The organism is Sphingobacterium sp. UT-1RO-CII-1, from assembly GCF_026711005.1.
Classification (GTDB): Bacteria; Bacteroidota; Bacteroidia; order Sphingobacteriales; family Sphingobacteriaceae; genus Sphingobacterium.
Genome location: NZ_JAPPVJ010000001.1, coordinates 686,766 through 703,803, shown reverse-complemented (window position 1 = coordinate 703,803; position 17,038 = coordinate 686,766). Strand labels below are relative to the sequence as shown.

The following is a 17,038-nucleotide window of genomic DNA, read 5'->3' as shown; positions in this document are numbered from 1 at the left end:
ATATTTTCTCTATGCTTTTTTAAAGATGATTTATTTGTCTAGCCCTTTTTTCTTAAGCCATGCTGACATATGATCTGCCACCTCTATGTTGTTTAGGTCTGACATCGGAAAGTGTGTATTACCCTTGATGCCAACTTCGGGCAACCTTACAAGTGTTGCGTCTCCGCCATGTTTATTAATTGTGTCTGCCCATTTTTTAGCCATCTGATAAGCTGCACGCCATTGTTCTTGTCCTGGTATATCTACTGGTTCATCCGGAATAAAGTCTCCATAGTACATTACTATTGGTATGCTTGTCAGTTTCTTAAAATCCGTTATAGAAACTGTTATTGCTCCCAATTGTCCACCCAAATAAGCTATAGGGTCAGGTGTTTCTCCTTCTGGAAAGACAAAATTGCTCATGGGTTCATACGAAACAATAGCTTGTATCTTGCTGTTTTTCAAAGCTGTCAGCCAGCCCATTCCACCACTTTGTGAGTGGGTTACCAAAATACCCTGTCCAATTTTATTAAACAGCTCAGATACAGCTTCTGTATTTAGGTCTATATCCAATGGTCCGGTATCCGGTGTAATCTGCCTGAAGAACTGTTGTAGTGCTTCCGGGCTTTTAGAAAACTGGACATCGGGGTAAAACTCTGTTCCTACACCCAGACGAAAAATTCCAAACCACAATTGGTCATCTGGCGTTGCTGTTAGAGTTATTGGCTTTGTGCTACGTCCAGCTTTGCCTCTTCGCGGCTGATCGAGGTTATATACACTGAATTGACGTCTTAAAAAAATATCCTGAAAACCTTCACGTCCATCCGGTGTGGTTTGCCATGTTTTCATCGATTGTCCGTAGCCGTGCCAGAAAATTAAGGGAAGCTTACGTGCGTTCACAGGGCGCTGGTAAAATACAAATGCATGGTCGCCGTGTAAAGTTTGGCCTTCACTACTCTGATTGCTAGGATTGAATGCTCCATGTGCTATTGGGTCAAAGTTGCCAGGGGCGGTTATTACTGTCCCGCCTATGGCAAAGCTACCTTGTTCCTCAATTGTTATATACCCGTTCTCTCTATTCTCTTTGCCGCATTGGCATGCGACTACGAAAGCTATGGTTATGCCCAACAACAGCGCTTGTACTATTTTGTTTATATTTAATTTCATGTGTGTGTTATAACTTTGTACTATCAGAAAGTAAAATCATCACTATTTTATTTTTTGATATTCTTCTTCATGCACAGGGGCAAGCCATGTGGTTTTGCTTTTTGGCGATATGGCAATGTATGTAACCCCTGTTGTCGGTGTAGAGCCGTGCCAGTGCTCAACATCCGGGAGGCATTTAACAACATCGCCTTTGCGTACTATCTGTACAGGTTTGCCTTTTTCTTGGTAGTAGCCTACGCCTTCCGTTATCAGTAAAATCTGCCCTGCAGAGTGTCTATGCCAGTTTAATTTAGCATTTGGTGCAAATACAGCGAGTGAAACCTGACTATTCACGCTACTATCTGCTTGGTTCAGTTCGCTTAACCATACATCGCCTGTATGGTTCACATTCTTAGCTTTTTCTCCCAACGGGAAAATAGATTGCTCTTGACCCAACGCACTTGTAGCAATACTTAATAAGGCGAAAATTGTACAATAAATTATCTTTTTCATGTTACTTCTTTTGTAGGTTTAATTCCTTTGCGGAAACATTCTTAAAATTTATTCTATAAGCCATTGCTGTGCAGTTAAGGTGTTTTTTAAATAGCCGCATAAAGTGTTGCGGATAGGTAAACCCCAGCTCATAAGCGATCTCGTTTATGGATTGATCTGTCGATATGATTTTGCATTTGGCTAAATCAATAATCGTGTTCTGTATATATTGCCGGGGAGTTTTTCCTGTCTTTTTCCGCATGAGATCACCGAAATAATTAGCAGATAAGTTTAATTTTTTTGCAAAATATGCAACGTCTGGCAAGCCTCTTTTCTGTGCCTCCCCATTTAGGAAGTAACTATCCAATAAATCTTGGAAATTGTTCGTGATATCGTTTTGGTTTTTTGCAGCGGTAATCGTTCGACGATCGTAAAATCTAAAAATGTTGTGCTGTTCTAATGTTTGCATAAAATCATTTTATTGTTGATTCTTACACAAAGATCAAGCATTTAATCTGTCAGACAGCTTGTTAAGCCTGCAAAGCGAAAAATTGGGGTGTAAAGACGAAAATAAACTATTCTCTCAGGAGGAGGGTCGGTTGATAAACCAATCTTTAAACTCAGCAGCTTTATTCTTGCTGATATAAATACGTTCGGGAGTATCATGATCAAGCGCGATCAATAAGCGACTGTCAAACCAAACCGTAATGTTGTCTACGGCTCTTCGAGCAATGATAAACTGTTTATTTGCTCGGTAAAAGTCAGCAGGGTTTAGAGAAGAAAAAATCACATCTAAACTTTTAGAGTAGGGGAGGCGCTCTCCATTATTTAGTCCTATGCTGGTTGTTTTATCTGTTGTATAGAAAAAAGACACATCTTTCAAATCAATGGGCAGGAGTTTGTCCTTCGCTGGAATCAAAAGTTTGTCTTGATAAGTCGAAGCGCTCGATAGTTGTGTTATTCTTTCTAAGTATGCTGTAATAGCATTGTTCGATAATTTTTTGAACTTAGCAAGTGCTTGCTCAAGCTCAGTTTTCTTTATAGGTTTAAGCAAATAATCTATACTATTTACTTTAAAGGCATCGATAGCATAAGCATCATAAGCTGTCGTGAAAATTATAGGCACTTCAACTTCAATATGGTCAAATGTTAAAAACGCCGACCCGTCCGACAAATGGATATCCATCAGAATCAGATCTAGCAACGGCTTTTTATTTATCCACTGAATAGTCTGTGCTACACTTTCTGTATTTCCCACAATGTTTATTGTGGGGTCTATTTCATGTAGCAGGTGTACTAAGCTATCATATGCTGCGGTTTCATCTTCAACGATCAATACTTTCATACCAATTGTTTTAACGGTAAATAGACATTAAATGTATCTTCTTTATTTTCTACTCGCACTTCTTTGCCCATCAGTAAAAGAAAACGATTCTCCAAGTTTTTAAGTCCTGTTCCGTTTGTCACAGGGGCAAATAGTTTAGGGTATACAGGGTTCGAGATAACCAATTCTTTCTCTCTATTCAAATATATACTTACGTTCATTTTATGTTCGCTATCTATCATATTATGAACAACGATGTTGTCCAATATCGGAAGAATAGATAGTACCGGAAGTTGGTAAGCTGTGCTTTCTTCCGGAATATTGATCTCAAAGCTCAGTTTGTTTGCAAAGCGTACCTCCATCATGAAACGAAAGGCATCAACAAAAGCAAGTTCTTCACCCAATGTCACTATTCCTTTTTTATCACTTTGCAGGATATACCGAAATACGTCAGATAGTTTATTAATGTAGGTTAACGTTTTTTCGTTATCCTGCTTGTGTATAAGCGCAGTTAGCCCATTCAATGAGTTAAAGAAAAAATGCGGATTTATCTGGTTTGTCAGGGCGTCATACTGGCTTTGCAGATTCTGTATTTTCAGCTCTTCAATCTCTGTCTCTCGTTTTCTTTTTTCGGTATAGAGCAAAAGTATATGCCCCATCAATGTACTTAGTGTCGCAATTATGGCAAACTGAAATAACACTAAACTTCCAAAATGCTTGATTTTTGCATATAGTATAAAAGAAATAATACCATAAAGGATATAAGCCAGAATTGTAATTCCGATATTATACAGTAAGCGCTTCTTAAATACTGGGGTCACTATGTTTGCGAGGTTGAGCTTAACCAACGAAAATATTAAACCAACAAAATACAGGTATCTAAATAAGAAAAAAACGATATAATTTCCTTTAGCCACATCTGTTAGTTTCTCCAGGTCATAAGGTAGCCACGTGATGTCCGGGTAAATCACAAATAGCGCTGCTATAAAGCTTATGACATGAAGTTGATATGCCTTGTAGTTGTTTGCCAATGTTTTCTGCATTTATATACTGTTCCATTGTTCGACCTATATACTTAATGTATAAGTAGTTTCGGTATGCTACAAAAATAACTATTCTAGTTTAGTATATCTCTGTATCCGTAAAAAGGGTAGTAAAATCTATGCTAGCCTTTTTTATTGGGCTTTAAGTCAATTTTGTGTTTCGTCTTTACGCTGTTTTTTTTCGTTTTGCCCCCCAAGCCGTTACGGCAGCGGCTTATTTGTAAGATATTCGAATCGTTTAGCGATTTAAAAAAGTATACATGTATTTCAAAACCATCATTAATGGACAAACGAAACCATATAAAATGCATCATCATTCTTACATTTTTATTTTTCACCAACCTTATTCTGGCTACACCTGTGCAAGGAGTAGCTATGCCTAAGCCCGATGAGACAGAGAATATTCCTGTTGTTATAAGCAATAAAACAATAGAAGAGCAGATTGTCCAATTATCTAAGAATAAATGGCAGTGGATAGAAAAAAGACAAACGGACTCTTTAAATATCTTATTTCATATTGACCTTATTTCTTTAGCACCTGGGGTTCGCATGGATAAAGCGGGATATATTGATGTTATCAAAAACGACATTAGTAAGTACAGCGAGGCAAATATTCTTGAAACAGAAATTCAGTTGATGGATGATGTATCGGTATTGCATACGAAAGTCGTATTTACCCAAGTTGAACGCAAAATATTCATGAGCGTCACAGAGATTTATAAAAAACATAAAAACAGTTGGCAGCTCATTCGCCTGCAGGTTCAGCCTGCTGACTAAGTTTTCTCAAATTGAATTATATATATAGCATATAAATACCATAATGGAACAAAACACAACACTTTCAACCCCGCTTAACCGCATAACCTTATTAGATGCTTTAAGAGGCTTTTCTTTATTGGGCGTTATTTTGATGCACATGTTACAGCAATTCAGTATTTTTTCATTCTCCCCAGATATGCGTCGGCCTCTATTCCCCGAGTTTGATGCGACTATTCAATGGATAGGGGAAAACATTATTATGGGGCGTTTTATCAATATTTTTGCTTTTCTCTTTGGTTTAAGTTTTTTTATTCAACTCGATCGTGCAGCAAAAAAAGGCATTGATTTTAGACAGCGCTTCATCTGGCGAATGGTCGTTATGTTAGCAATAGGGTTAGTGGGTAATATGTTTTATGGTGGCGAAATAATTTCGCTTTACGCTGTTTTCGGTGGCATTTTGGTGTTGCTTTATCGGGTTAAATCTGGTGTTTTAATCATTGTCGTAACGCTACTGCTTATAGGCACTCCTCGCATTATACAAGTGAGTTATACCAACTATATTAAAACAGAGCAAGTTGATAATTCTTCTCAAAAAGTAACCACGCAGACACAAGCTGCCCAACGAGCTACAGAAGTTACTAAACCTTCATTCATAAATGCTGTAAAGCATAATTTTACACAAGGTTTGGCTGGTAAGCTTAACTATCAATTTGGGTTATTCGGGCGTGGATATCTTACTTTTGCGCTATTTTTAGTGGGTTTAATTGTTGGGCGTTCCGGTTTTTTCGAAAGACAACAATCTACCGGCAAGTTATTAGCTTTTTTTATCAGCTTTGTGGCCATTGTTTTACTAATCAACTATATAGCTAGTTTGTTTCCCAATTTTAGTTACCGGTCATTAGCAAGAGGCGAAACGATAAACATATGGACAGGCTTAAGTCTTATGACTTTAAATGATATAAAAATTGTTGCATTCTCGGGGGCAATAGTTATGGGGTTTACACTTTTGTATCAGCATCATGCTTTCTCTAAATATTTAGACATTTTTTCACCCTATGGCCGTATGGGGCTGACAAACTATGAAATGCAGAGTGTAATTGGCTGTTTAATATTTTCAATGTGGGCTTTTGGGCCATTTTTTCAAACATGGGGCACTACCGAGCTGTTTTTCTTAGGAATTTTTATTTATATAGCCCAGTTGCTTTTTAGCGCCTTTTGGCTAAATAAATATTTATATGGGCCGCTAGAATGGTTCCTCCGGACGGCTACTTACTTAAAGATGCAGCCTTTTAAGAGAAAAAAGTTAGATTAAGGTATGGCTTACGCTCTTCCTCATTTTTTATTGTTTTGTCTCGTTGTCGTCCCAAAGTATATGTACGTGAGTTTATGTCTATTTAACATATTATGTTAATTTTGATAACCAGCAGGTTTTGAGTATATCTGAATCAGAAATAGAAGACAACCCCGAAGGGCTCTTGATGGCGATATAAAACCAACATTATCATCAAAAAATAGGAAGGAGTATTAGTATGGGCACTCGAGAATATTTATTAGATAAGGCAAAAAAGGAAGGAATCCAAGCCGGAATCCAGACTGGAATAGAAAAAGGAATTAAGACTGGAATGGAAAAGGGAAAAGCCGATGGTGAGCGTAAAAAAGCCATTGCCATAGCTTTAGAGTTTAAGAAAATGGGTCTACCTATTGCAGATATTGCTAAGGGCACAGGCCTTTCTATAGAAGAGGTAGAAAACCTCTAGATAATAGATATTATATTTATAGGTATTTAAGCCGTCCTGATGTAAATTGGGGCGGCTTTTTTTATGTTGTTTCGCTGTCTTCCTCTTGTTTCAGTCGGAGCACAGCCTTGCCACTAGAATAAGTAGTGCTTTAAAAAAGAAAGCTAAAATAATTAGCTTTTCAGTTATTTGTTTAATATCTTTGCTTAGTAACCATTTGATAAACAGTTATGAGTAAAAGAGTAAGGCGGGTCGACGATCTTCTTTGGAAATCTATATTGGAGCAGACCTTTTCCCATTTTTTGCAGTTTATGTTTCCTAATGCGGATACTGAGTTTGATCTGAGCAAACCTTTCGATTATCTAGATAAGGAATTTGAAACGTTATTCCCTCCGCAGGCCAATGGGGCTGGGGTGCGCTTTGTTGACAAGCTTGTTAAGGTTCACCTTAAACATGGTGGTGAGCAATATATCCTGTGTCATATTGAGGTGCAGAGTAGCAAGGGAAAGGGCGATCTAGCTGAGCGTATGTTTCAGTACTACTATAAGATATACGATCGATATAAGGTGCCAGTTACAGCAATCGCTATTCTTGCAGATGGTAATAAGAGCTATCGTCCCAAAGTATATATACGTGAGTTTATGTCTACCAAGATTCGGTACGATTTCAACAGCTATAAAATCTTGGATCAGGATGAGGCGGATCTTCGGGCCAATAGCAATCCATTTTCGGTAGTCGTATTAACGGCTTTACTGGCTATATTACATAAAAACATAACGGACGAGCAGCTTAAAGACATCAAGCACGATCTTTATGATGAGATGATGAAGCGTAAGATGGAAAAGAAGACGCGACAGGGTTTGTATGACTTTTTAACATATTATGTTAATTTTGATAACCAACAGGTTTTGAGTATATTTGAATCAGAAATAGAAGACAAAATAGGAAGGAGTATTAGTATGGGCACTCGAGAATATTTATTAGATAAGGCAAAAAAGGAAGGAATCCAGACTGGAATAGAAAAAGGAATTAAGACTGGAATAGAAAAAGGAATTAAGACTGGAATGGAAAAAGGAAAAGCCGATGGTGAGCGTAAAAAAGCCATTGCCATAGCTTTAGAGTTTAAGAAAATGGGTCTACCTATTGCAGATATTGCTAAGGGCACAGGCCTTTCTATAGAAGAGGTAGAAAACCTCTAGATAATAGATATTATGTTTATAAGTTTTTAAGCCGTCCTGATGTAAATTGGGGGCGGCTTTTTATGCCCACTGCTCTTTATCGAGGGCAGCACCAAGCCTATGATAGGGTCTTCGCCGTTGCCATCGCTTATATTCCCTTTTACTTTTTAGCTTCTTTTGGTTTTTTTATGTTGTTTCGCTGTCTTTTTTCAAAAGCCCAACAATATGACTACGAAATCCGGATCCCCTACGACATTTAAGATATATTTTTGAAAACTTACTCATTTTGATAATAGATATTGTTTTCCGTTTTTATGCTCTAAAAATATGTTTGTTGCAGCTGAGTATATCAATATTAGTGTCTTTGAAATCTTTGTCGTTAGTCAGAAGTACAAAATTGTTTTCCCGGCATATGTCCACAATTGATTTGTCAACAAAATCTAGATCATCTACAATCAATAACTTTTTAAGAGTATCCACGGTATATGTTTTTCCTTTTACTTTAAAGCGATTTAGGATCTGCTGTTCTACAATAAGGTAAATATCCTTTAGTGCTTCTTGGCCATCTGCGCTTTTACGATAGTCTTTGTATTTGAATTTGTTTTTATTTAAGGAATGAGTCAGAAGATATTTGCTGTACTCAGTCTGTATTGCTCTGTTAATGATCTCAGAAATTACTGAAAAATCTACGAAAAAAGTGTTCTGTTGTCTTAATAGGCGCGCAAATGCATTTGCGTAATTAGTTTCAAATGTTTGACGGCCAGTTGGCCAAAATAAATATATTAGCACATTCGCATCAAAAAAAACAGACCGATCTTTCAAGTCACTAACTTCTGCTAACTTAAACTTCTTTGCCATATTATTCACCTAATATATCGTCTATGCTGTTGCGGAGGGCTTCCGGATTCTTGTAAAAAAGTTTTGCTGTGTCGACAACACGTTTTAAGGCTACTTTGCCTGACTCTGAAATGTCTGTTATCTGTAAGCTAGCTTTTATTTCTTGTTCTGAATAATCTTTGTAAAGCTGGCCAATAGCAGTATTTAAAAAAGCCGTAGTTAACATCTCGATATTCAGAAAAGACAAAGTTACTTTATACCCGGCATCAATAGCCTTTTTTATTAATTCAAAAACCTTTTGACCGTCCTCTGCTTCTACGCCATATGCATCTCCAATAGTGTTTTTAATGCTTATTGTTGTACGTTCTTCCATAACTTTTAAAAAATATTGTTAATATCTATCTCGCTAGCCAAGCAATAATTACTATTATCATTGGTTGAAAATTGCAAATTTACTATTGTTCCTGGAAACTTTCCTGTAAATGAAGCCGTTTTTTCACCATTTTTGTTAAATTCATAGAATCCATCACCACTAACAATCTGCATGTACCCATTGTTCTTATGGACGAATTCTTTTAAAACTGCTAAACCAATTCCCCCTGTAATATCTTTGGTTGTGTTCCGATCCTGTACCGCCCATTTTATCGCTTGACAAGCATGTAAATTTACATTAAATTTTTTATCGACGTTTGCCTTGAATCCAATACCAGTATCTACTATAGTAAACTCAATCTTATTTTTCGCAGGAAAGAACTGCCCGCACGTATATATAACGTTTGATTTACTATGTATTTGGGCATTTACAAATATTTCGTAGATGGCCTCTACCATTTTTTCTTTAAGAGGATCAGACATAGATGGAAGCTCGGATCGGCCTATCAGCTCATCTATCACATATGCTTTAAAGTATTTTCCATCTGTTGGTTTTAATTTTTGGTATTTTATGGTAGTGTGATTGATATCCGCCTTGCCTTCTTTACCATAAAAAGTTAAGAATCCATTTTTTAAGAGTATATCTTCTGTTTTTGGAGGTATATGATCAAAATGTATGCTGTTGATATTGTCTATAAAAAGGTCCAAAACTGCGCCTAAGGAAGCACTCATATTTGCAGAGAACCAGCTTTTTATTGAGATATGAATGTCGTCAAAAAGTAGGTCCTTGTTTTGTTGATAGAAGGAAATGATTTTTTGATAGCTCTCATAAGAGTTGTTAATATGAAATAATTCGCTCATCTTTCACTAAGATAATGAAACCCATCTTCAAATAATAATATAAAAACATATCTTTTAATGTTGTTGTTCTAATTTGGTAATATTCTTCTGATAACAGATTTCATTGTTCTCTAAAATTCTTTTACCAATCAGCAAGTATGCTTCAAGCATAGAGATGTTGATTAGCTGAAAGGCTAATTAACCTCTTTTTTCCAGAAGATCGTTGTATTTCTCTAAAAGGTCGTAATATTTGGTGCGCCATTTATCTCGGTCTAATTGTATTTCAGTAATTGATTGTGTATTGTTTTGTTTTTCAAAAAGATAGTTTTTCAATTCTGGAAATTCCAATGTGAAATCATAAGGAATGGCATTTGTGTATTGTGCCAAGATAGAATAATCTAGATCCGCTTGCTTAATATGGGTATAATATGTGGTTCGGTGATATCCCATTCGCTCCATTAATTTTCCCACATTCGAACCCATTCGAGTGACAATCTTGCTTAAAAATTCACCTCTATGTTTTTCTTCAGACATGCGCGATTACTTTGTCCCTGAATATATTCAATATAGATTGTCGAAAAAAGGTTGTAATTATACAAAATTCAGTTGTTTATTATACATTTTTGTATATATTTGTATAATAAAGAGTTTTTCCACAGACCATTTTTTAGAAATATTGGTCTTTGTGTGGAGGAATTATTAAAATTTTACCAAGTTTCTTGTTCCTCCCAGGCAAAATGAGTGATGCAAGAGATGGCAGTGAAGCCCGTTTTTGGATTTGTATTATTTTAAATATAAATTTGAGCGGGCGCTCACTCGCTATATCCAAACATGCCTGGGAGGAGTAGTGAGCAGAGGCCCGCTTTTTTATCCCTCAGCTCACAATTTAAACAGTGAGTTATGATAAAACAGTTATTACAAAACATTTTTTGCCCGCCAGAGTAGCTTTGGTATAGTTTGGTAGACTATTGTCTTAAAAAGGGTGTTCCAATTATAAACCGGTGTCATTCTAATAATTCCCATACGCAGGAACTTCCTTTACTTAAGAATCAATTATTTTTTTAACCGTGTGGCTAAGTCTAAGGGTTTAATTTGGCGGGATATTGATCGATCATATTTCCCAACCTCACTTCCATTAGTTCACACGTAATCAATTTAAAATCTTGAAAAATGAAACATTTTTACGAGGGTGGCAGTGCTTTGCCTGATGTGGAGCAACGGCGAACCTTTAGAATACAAAGAAAATTAAAGACTTTTCTAAATAGCTTTCAATGTTTGTTGCTGTCTCTCAGCACAATTTATTATCAGTTTAGTTGTAATGTTCAGAAGTCCCGCGCCCGCGGGACAACTGGCTATGCTGTGGACAGAGATAATGGGGGGATTTCAGTTCTAAAAGAGAGACTGCTTCGCATTGCTCGCAGTGACGAAAGAAGTAGTGTTGCGCTGCTATTAACGATATTTTGTGTGTTGTTTAGTTCGCTTGCGCATACGCAGGCGACCGCTCAGACGCAGACCGAGCTTATGCTTCGTGGCGAGGTGCGCTCGGCTGCCGACGGGCAGGCGATAGAGGGGGCTTCGATCATCGTGGACAAGAAGTATACACGCACCGATAAGGAGGGGAAGTTTACCATCAACGTAAACAAACCCACAGGCGTACTCACCGTAAAACATATAGGCTATCGCGAGCAGAACGTTGATTATGAAAATACTGCTACATTATTGAAAATTAACCTAAAGATCAGCGAGAAGCAGATCGAAGAAGTCGAGGTCTTGTCTACAGGATACCAAAAGATACCCAAGGAACGGGCAACGGGGAGCTTTGAGTTTATCGACTCGGCATTATTTAACAGAAAGGTGTCTACCGACTTTGTCTCTCGGTTAGAGGATGTAGTGCCGGGGATATCTTCAACAAGGGTATTTCCAGAAAACAAAGGGAGGCTGTTAGGAATAAATGTTAGGGGCATAAGCACATTAGGCTCTAATGCCTGGCCATTGGTTGTTGTCGATGGTGTGCCTTATACTAATAATTATGACTTGCTTAACGGGTACTTTATGAATATCAACCCTAATGATGTGGAAAGCGTCACTGTATTAAAAGATGCCGCTGCATCATCAATTTGGGGTGCGCAATCAGGCAATGGTGTGATAGTAGTCACTACAAAGCGAGCAAAGTACAATCAGCCTTTTCAGTTGTCTTTTAATAGTAGCCTAACAGTTGGTGCAAAACCAGACTTGTATTATTACCCACAAATGGCAAGTGCAGATTATATAGAAGCCGAACGCTTTTTGTTTGATAAGGGTTACTGGAATAGCCGGATTAATAGGTACAACTCGGGTCTAACACCCGTGATACAGCTATTAAAGAAGCACAAGAATAATGAAATTGACGATGCTGAGTTGAAGCGGGAGCTCGATTATTTGGGTACCATAGATCTGCGTGACGATTTTCTAAAGTATATCTATCGTAATTCTACCAAGCAGCAGTACAGTGTGCAGCTTAGGGGTGGTTCGGAAAAGATAAATACCTCTTTCTCGTTAGGCTATGATAAGAACCTTAATGAAGTGGTGACCTCTTCTTATAATCGATTAACGGTGAAAAATAATACACAGCTGCGACCTATTAAAAATTTAACGGTAGATGTAGGCATTACGTATACCGAGTCAAAACGAAAAGAGAGTGAGAGGCCAATGGGTTTTAACTTAATGGCTCGAGGTCCTGGTAATTATCCCTATATGCGACTGGCTGATGATAATGGAAATCCGCTTATTGTGCATGCTGTACCCTATAACCCGACATTTAGGGATACGGTAGCAGGAGGGAGGCTTTTGGACTGGCAATACAGGCCTTTAGAGGAACTCTACGAAACACACGAGATGGCAGATATCAAAGAGACATTCCTCAATATGCAGGCAGCATATCAGATATTACCTTCTATCAAGGTCTCTGGCTTATATGCTTATCAGTTTGCTAGTCAGTCTACTGAGGTGTGGAAGGGCATGGGGTCGTTTTATCATAGGCAATATATTAATTATAGAGCTGGATGGAATGAGGATGAGGTAATATGGAATGTACCTGTGGGGGATATGATGAATACACTCTATCGAACGAATAAGATGCACCAAGGGCGTCTTCAGCTAGATTACAATAAAGATTGGTCTGATAAACATAGTTTAAACGGTATAGCAGGTGGGGAAATACGGCAGGTTGGTAGCAATATGCAGAGTGCGGTATTCTTTGGCTATGACCCCGAGACACTGACGCATACACCGGTAGAGTATGGAAAGGAGATTCGTACCCTTAATGGTATTGGGGGCTCAACAAGGTTGGAAGATTTCTCACAAATGGAATCCTATACCAATCGCTATGTGTCCTATTTTGCTAATGCCTCTTACACCTATAATGGTCGTTATACATTGAGCGGTAGTGCTAGGCAAGATGCTTCCAATTTATTTGGCGTAAAAACAAATGATAAATTTCAACCATTTTGGTCAATGGGGCTAGCTTGGTCACTATCAAAAGAAGATTTTATAGATGATTCGGTTTTTCCATCACTGAAATTACGAGCAACCTACGGTTATAATGGCAATGTCAACAACAATACGGCTGCTTACCCGATCATTAGAGTGGAATCCACACCACACTATATCACAGGCGAACCTTATGCGCAGATGCAGTCGCCCCCAAACCCGTCACTACGTTGGGAACGAGTAGGCATGCTCAATATGGGGTTAGATTTTAACTTTAAAAACCGTATTACGGGAGCGGTCGAATACTATATCAAGCGACCAAAAGACCTGATTGCAGGAGCAAAACTGGACCCTTCTACAGGATATTCTACTCTAGCTATCAATTCGGCTGATTTAGACGGTAGAGGGGTGGATGTGGCGCTTAATACAATAAATATCCAAAAGCAGAACTTCACATGGAACTCCAATCTCGTCTTTGCTTACAATAGGACTAAAGTTACCAAATCGTATAATTATGACCGTAGGTCAGATAGTTTTCGATCAGGATCTTTTGATGCCCCGATGACTCCGATCGAGGGATATGACTTATTTAGCTTGTTAACCTACAAATGGGCTGGGCTTGATCCAGAGAAGGGGATGCCTTTAGGATATTTAGATGGAGAGGTTTCCAATGATCATTTTGCACTTGTTTATAGTTCGAAGGTAGATGATCTGGACAATCATGGATCTTCTAGGCCAACTTACTTCGGTTCATTGCGCAATAGCTTTACATACAGAAATCTAGAGCTATCCTTTAATATCTCGTATCAGCTAGGCTATAAGTTTGTGCGCACCTCATTTTACAATAGTTTTTTTATCAATAATGACGTAGGTCATGCCGATTATGCTAAGAGGTGGCAAAAGCCAGGCGATGAACAATGGACTAATGTGCCTGCCTTTGTGTATCCCAATAGCAGTGCTGCATCCGATATGTACTTGTACTCATCGGCTTTGGTAGAGCGTGGAGATCAGATCAAACTGCGCGATATACAGCTGAGCTATAGCTTAACAAAGCTCAAACAGATCGGCTTAAAGAATGCCCGAGTATATGCCTATATACAGAATGTAGGGACAATATGGCGTGCCAATAAACGAGGGATTGATCCTGAATATGGGAGTAATATTCCAGACCCGAGGTACACTTCTTTTGGTGTAAACTTTAATTTATAAAACCATGAAAAAAATAATACACTATATCTTTCTGTTGGCATTGGTTTTTGGTGGCTGTACAGATTATTTAGACCTTAAGCCAGATGCTAAACTGGCGGTTCCTAAAACATTGGAGCATGCCGATCTCTTGTTAAATGATTATAGCACGATGAATACAGGTTATACCAATTTAGGCGAAATAGCAAGCGATGACTATTATTTAACGGATGCGGACTGGGGGGCTCTTTATGAAGAAGATGAACGCAGTACCTATACGTGGTCGTCTCAGATTATTACAGCGACTACCCAATGGCAAAACCCTTACAAAGTAGTATATATGGCGAATCAGGTTTTGGATATTTTAAACGGAGTGGACAAAAGCCAAGATAAAGTCAAGTATGATAAAGTATGGGGTGGAGCACATTTTTATAGAGCCTTCGCCTTTCATCAAGTAGCTCGTAATTTTACTTTACCTTATAAGGCGGAGACGGCAAGACAAGAAATGGGTATTCCTTTGCGGTTAAGTCCGGGCCTAGACTATAAGTCGGTAAGAAGTTCGCTAGAAGAAACATATCAGCAGATTATAGCCGATTATAAAGAAGCATTACAATATTTGCCCACTAGAGAGGTAATGGCAGCTAGACCGCATAAAGCAGCTGCTTACGCAGGGCTTGCACGAGTCTACTTGGATATGCAAGATTATGAAAAGGCCTACGGGTGTGCCGAAGAATGTTTGAAACTGTATAACAAGCTTATTTTGTATGAGAGTTTGGATTCGGAGCAAGCTTTTCCGTTTGTACGATTTAATGACGAAGTATTATTTCCTGCCACAGTAATGCTTAGTAATGCAATAAGTCAATATTATGCAAAAGTATCGGATGAATTACTTGATATGTATGCTGATGGAGATTTACGCCGAGATCTCTATTTCCAATCTAATGGGGATAATGAGGCAACTTATGGTTTTAAAGGCTCATATGACAATACAGGAGGGCAACCTTTTGTAGGACTAACCACAAGCGAGGTCTATCTGATAAAAGCAGAAGTAGGCGTTAGATTAGGGAAAGTAGAAGAAGCATTGTCTGCTATCAACACGTTGCTTAAAAATAGGATAGATGCGGATTACTTCACTCCAGTTACGGAGTTTGATGGTGAGCGCTTGCTTAAGTTAATACTGGATGAGCGGAGAAAAGAATTGCTCTTCCGCGGGAGCCGTTGGGCAGATTTGAAAAGGCTGAATCAAGATGAACGTTTTAAAAAGACACTAACCCGTACATTGGATGGTAGAACATATAGTCTCGAGCCAAATAGTTTGAAATATGCACATTTGATACCCGATCTTGTGATGTCAGAATCGGATATGCCACAAAATAAACGCTAAGAACATGCACAAGATTATAATAGTCATCGTAGCCTATCTCTTTTTGGTAGGTACAGGCAAAGGACAAACTACGATAGACCGTAGTATGGAGTTAAAGGTGGGGCAAATGATACCTACGCTCGCATTAATGCCTATTTTGAACTACGATAAGCAAGAGTTAGATTTGGAGGAGTATCGAGAGAAAGTAGTGATATTGGATTTCTTTGATACCTATTGTGTTAATTGTATTGCGGCTATGCCTAAGCTTCAACAGTTGCAGGATGAACTGAGCGACAAGTTGCAAATACTACTTGTGACGTGGCAGGATAAAGAAACAATAGAAAAGTTTTATGCTAATAATGCATATTTAAAAAAGAACAAGGTGCATTTGCCTACAATTTATGGAGATACCTTATTAAAATCGTACTTCCCGCATAAAGGAGTACCTCACACGGCTTGGCTTTTTCAGAATAAAGTACGGGCGATTACTTTTTCTGATTTTGTGCAACGCCAAAACATAGCGGAACTTTATACCAAAGGCGCTATAAAACTCCCTTTAAAAGCTGATTTTGCGACGGAAGAGAATATCTCAGAAGTTGATACTTCTGATTCTAACCTGATCACATCGTTACAGATTACTGGTTATAAGGATGGGTCAACATGGGGAGGAATCAAGATGGAGTGGGATAGCCTCCACAATATGGGGAAATCTTACTTTCATAATGCGGATATATTTGGAGCTTATGTAGCCGCATGGGGGAAAATCAAAAAACCTTCTTTTTTACTAAAAGAGCAACGTGTCGTTTGGAAAGTAAAAGATCCCGGTAAATACCGTTATCTAGGGAAAGGTGGGAAAAACGAGTGGCTTTTGGATAATGGGATTAGTTATCAGCGGGTTTACTCTCGCCAAAAAGATCCATCCAAATTGGCTGAAATCGTGATCAGCGATTTGAATGCAGCACTTGGCCTTCGTGTCTACTGGTCTGAAAAAGAAATACCTTGCCTTGTATTGAAGCGATTGTCTAAAAAGAAGAATGGGATAGCTACAGATGAAGGTGAGTTGGGTGGCACGTCGGTATTGGCTTTTATGATAGATTATCAGGGTGGTTTTCCGCCTGTAGTGGACGAGGTTAATTCGGATGTGAGAATGAATATAGTTGACTTCTCTACACTTGAAAACCTGAATGAGCAACTGAAAAAGTACGGTATGGTATTAGAAGAAGGGGTAAGGAAGGTAGAGGTACTTGTGTTTGAAGACCTGGAATAATAAATAATAAACAATAAGGGGTGGATGAAGAGTCCACCCCTTTCACTAA

16 protein-coding genes are annotated in these 17,038 nt (G+C 38.3%); 7 read left to right on the top strand and 9 right to left on the bottom strand.

Annotated elements, in window-relative coordinates; all coding sequences use genetic code 11:
• Positions 1-30 precede the first annotated feature (30 nt).
• The 5 genes from ORI89_RS02860 to ORI89_RS02840 all read right to left on the bottom strand — a co-directional run bounded on the left by ORI89_RS02860 (position 31) and on the right by ORI89_RS02840 (position 3,984).
• Positions 31-1,146 carry an alpha/beta hydrolase gene (locus ORI89_RS02860; RefSeq protein ID WP_268228915.1) on the bottom strand — a complete coding sequence of 372 codons (1,116 nt, stop codon included), beginning with the start codon at positions 1,144-1,146 and terminating at the stop codon, positions 31-33.
• A gap of 42 nt (positions 1,147-1,188) precedes the next feature.
• Positions 1,189-1,638 (bottom strand): cupin domain-containing protein, encoded by a 450-nt coding sequence (locus tag ORI89_RS02855; protein ID WP_268228914.1) that lies wholly within the window; start codon positions 1,636-1,638, stop codon positions 1,189-1,191.
• 1 nt (position 1,639) lies between these two features.
• Positions 1,640-2,086, bottom strand: a complete 447-nt coding sequence (locus ORI89_RS02850; protein WP_268228913.1) for a helix-turn-helix domain-containing protein — start codon at positions 2,084-2,086, stop codon at positions 1,640-1,642.
• Positions 2,087-2,200: 114 nt separating this feature from the next.
• Positions 2,201-2,962 carry a LytR/AlgR family response regulator transcription factor gene (locus ORI89_RS02845; protein WP_268228912.1) on the bottom strand — a complete coding sequence of 254 codons (762 nt, stop codon included), beginning with the start codon at positions 2,960-2,962 and terminating at the stop codon, positions 2,201-2,203.
• Positions 2,959-3,984 carry a sensor histidine kinase gene (locus tag ORI89_RS02840; protein ID WP_268228911.1) on the bottom strand — a complete coding sequence of 342 codons (1,026 nt, stop codon included), beginning with the start codon at positions 3,982-3,984 and terminating at the stop codon, positions 2,959-2,961. Before ORI89_RS02840 ends, ORI89_RS02845 begins: the two co-directional genes overlap by 4 nt.
• A 282-nt stretch (positions 3,985-4,266) precedes the next feature.
• Here ORI89_RS02840 and ORI89_RS02835 point away from each other — a divergent pair, with 282 nt between their 5' ends.
• The 4 genes from ORI89_RS02835 to ORI89_RS02820 all read left to right on the top strand — a co-directional run bounded on the left by ORI89_RS02835 (position 4,267) and on the right by ORI89_RS02820 (position 7,678).
• Complete coding sequence (locus ORI89_RS02835) at positions 4,267-4,761, top strand: hypothetical protein (protein WP_268228910.1); 495 nt, start codon at positions 4,267-4,269, stop codon at positions 4,759-4,761.
• A 43-nt stretch (positions 4,762-4,804) separates the two neighbouring features.
• On the top strand, positions 4,805-6,055 hold the full coding sequence (locus tag ORI89_RS02830) for a DUF418 domain-containing protein (protein ID WP_268228909.1): 1,251 nt from the start codon (positions 4,805-4,807) through the stop codon (positions 6,053-6,055).
• 217 nt (positions 6,056-6,272) lie between these two features.
• Positions 6,273-6,500 carry a hypothetical protein gene (locus tag ORI89_RS02825; protein ID WP_268228908.1) on the top strand — a complete coding sequence of 76 codons (228 nt, stop codon included), beginning with the start codon at positions 6,273-6,275 and terminating at the stop codon, positions 6,498-6,500.
• A 209-nt stretch (positions 6,501-6,709) separates the two neighbouring features.
• Positions 6,710-7,678 carry a hypothetical protein gene (locus tag ORI89_RS02820; RefSeq protein WP_268228907.1) on the top strand — a complete coding sequence of 323 codons (969 nt, stop codon included), beginning with the start codon at positions 6,710-6,712 and terminating at the stop codon, positions 7,676-7,678.
• A 291-nt stretch (positions 7,679-7,969) separates the two neighbouring features.
• Here the strand turns inward: ORI89_RS02820 and ORI89_RS02815 are convergent, their stop codons facing one another.
• The 4 genes from ORI89_RS02815 to ORI89_RS02800 form a co-directional block, all read right to left on the bottom strand.
• Complete coding sequence (locus tag ORI89_RS02815) at positions 7,970-8,515, bottom strand: PIN domain-containing protein (protein ID WP_268228906.1); 546 nt, start codon at positions 8,513-8,515, stop codon at positions 7,970-7,972.
• A 1-nt stretch (position 8,516) separates the two neighbouring features.
• The gene (locus ORI89_RS02810) at positions 8,517-8,867 is read right to left on the bottom strand and encodes an STAS-like domain-containing protein (RefSeq protein WP_268228905.1); all 351 of its coding nucleotides are present in this window, start codon (positions 8,865-8,867) and stop codon (positions 8,517-8,519) included.
• A 5-nt stretch (positions 8,868-8,872) separates the two neighbouring features.
• Positions 8,873-9,727, bottom strand: coding sequence for an ATP-binding protein (locus ORI89_RS02805; protein ID WP_268228904.1), 855 nt, complete (start codon positions 9,725-9,727; stop codon positions 8,873-8,875).
• A 177-nt stretch (positions 9,728-9,904) separates the two neighbouring features.
• Entirely contained in the window at positions 9,905-10,240 is a 336-nt protein-coding gene (locus ORI89_RS02800) for a hypothetical protein (protein ID WP_268228903.1), read from the bottom strand.
• Between the two features lie 636 nt (positions 10,241-10,876).
• Here ORI89_RS02800 and ORI89_RS02795 point away from each other — a divergent pair.
• Genes ORI89_RS02795 through ORI89_RS02785 form a run of 3 tightly spaced genes read left to right on the top strand, consistent with a single transcriptional unit; the run spans position 10,877 to position 16,989 of the window.
• Positions 10,877-14,383, top strand: coding sequence for a SusC/RagA family TonB-linked outer membrane protein (locus tag ORI89_RS02795; RefSeq protein WP_268228902.1), 3,507 nt, complete (start codon positions 10,877-10,879; stop codon positions 14,381-14,383).
• 4 nt (positions 14,384-14,387) lie between these two features.
• Positions 14,388-15,743: a RagB/SusD family nutrient uptake outer membrane protein gene (locus ORI89_RS02790; RefSeq protein WP_268228901.1), complete on the top strand. Its 1,356-nt coding sequence runs from the start codon at positions 14,388-14,390 to the stop codon at positions 15,741-15,743.
• A 4-nt stretch (positions 15,744-15,747) separates the two neighbouring features.
• On the top strand, positions 15,748-16,989 hold the full coding sequence (locus ORI89_RS02785; RefSeq protein WP_268228900.1) for a TlpA family protein disulfide reductase: 1,242 nt from the start codon (positions 15,748-15,750) through the stop codon (positions 16,987-16,989).
• Positions 16,990-17,038 lie beyond the last annotated feature (49 nt).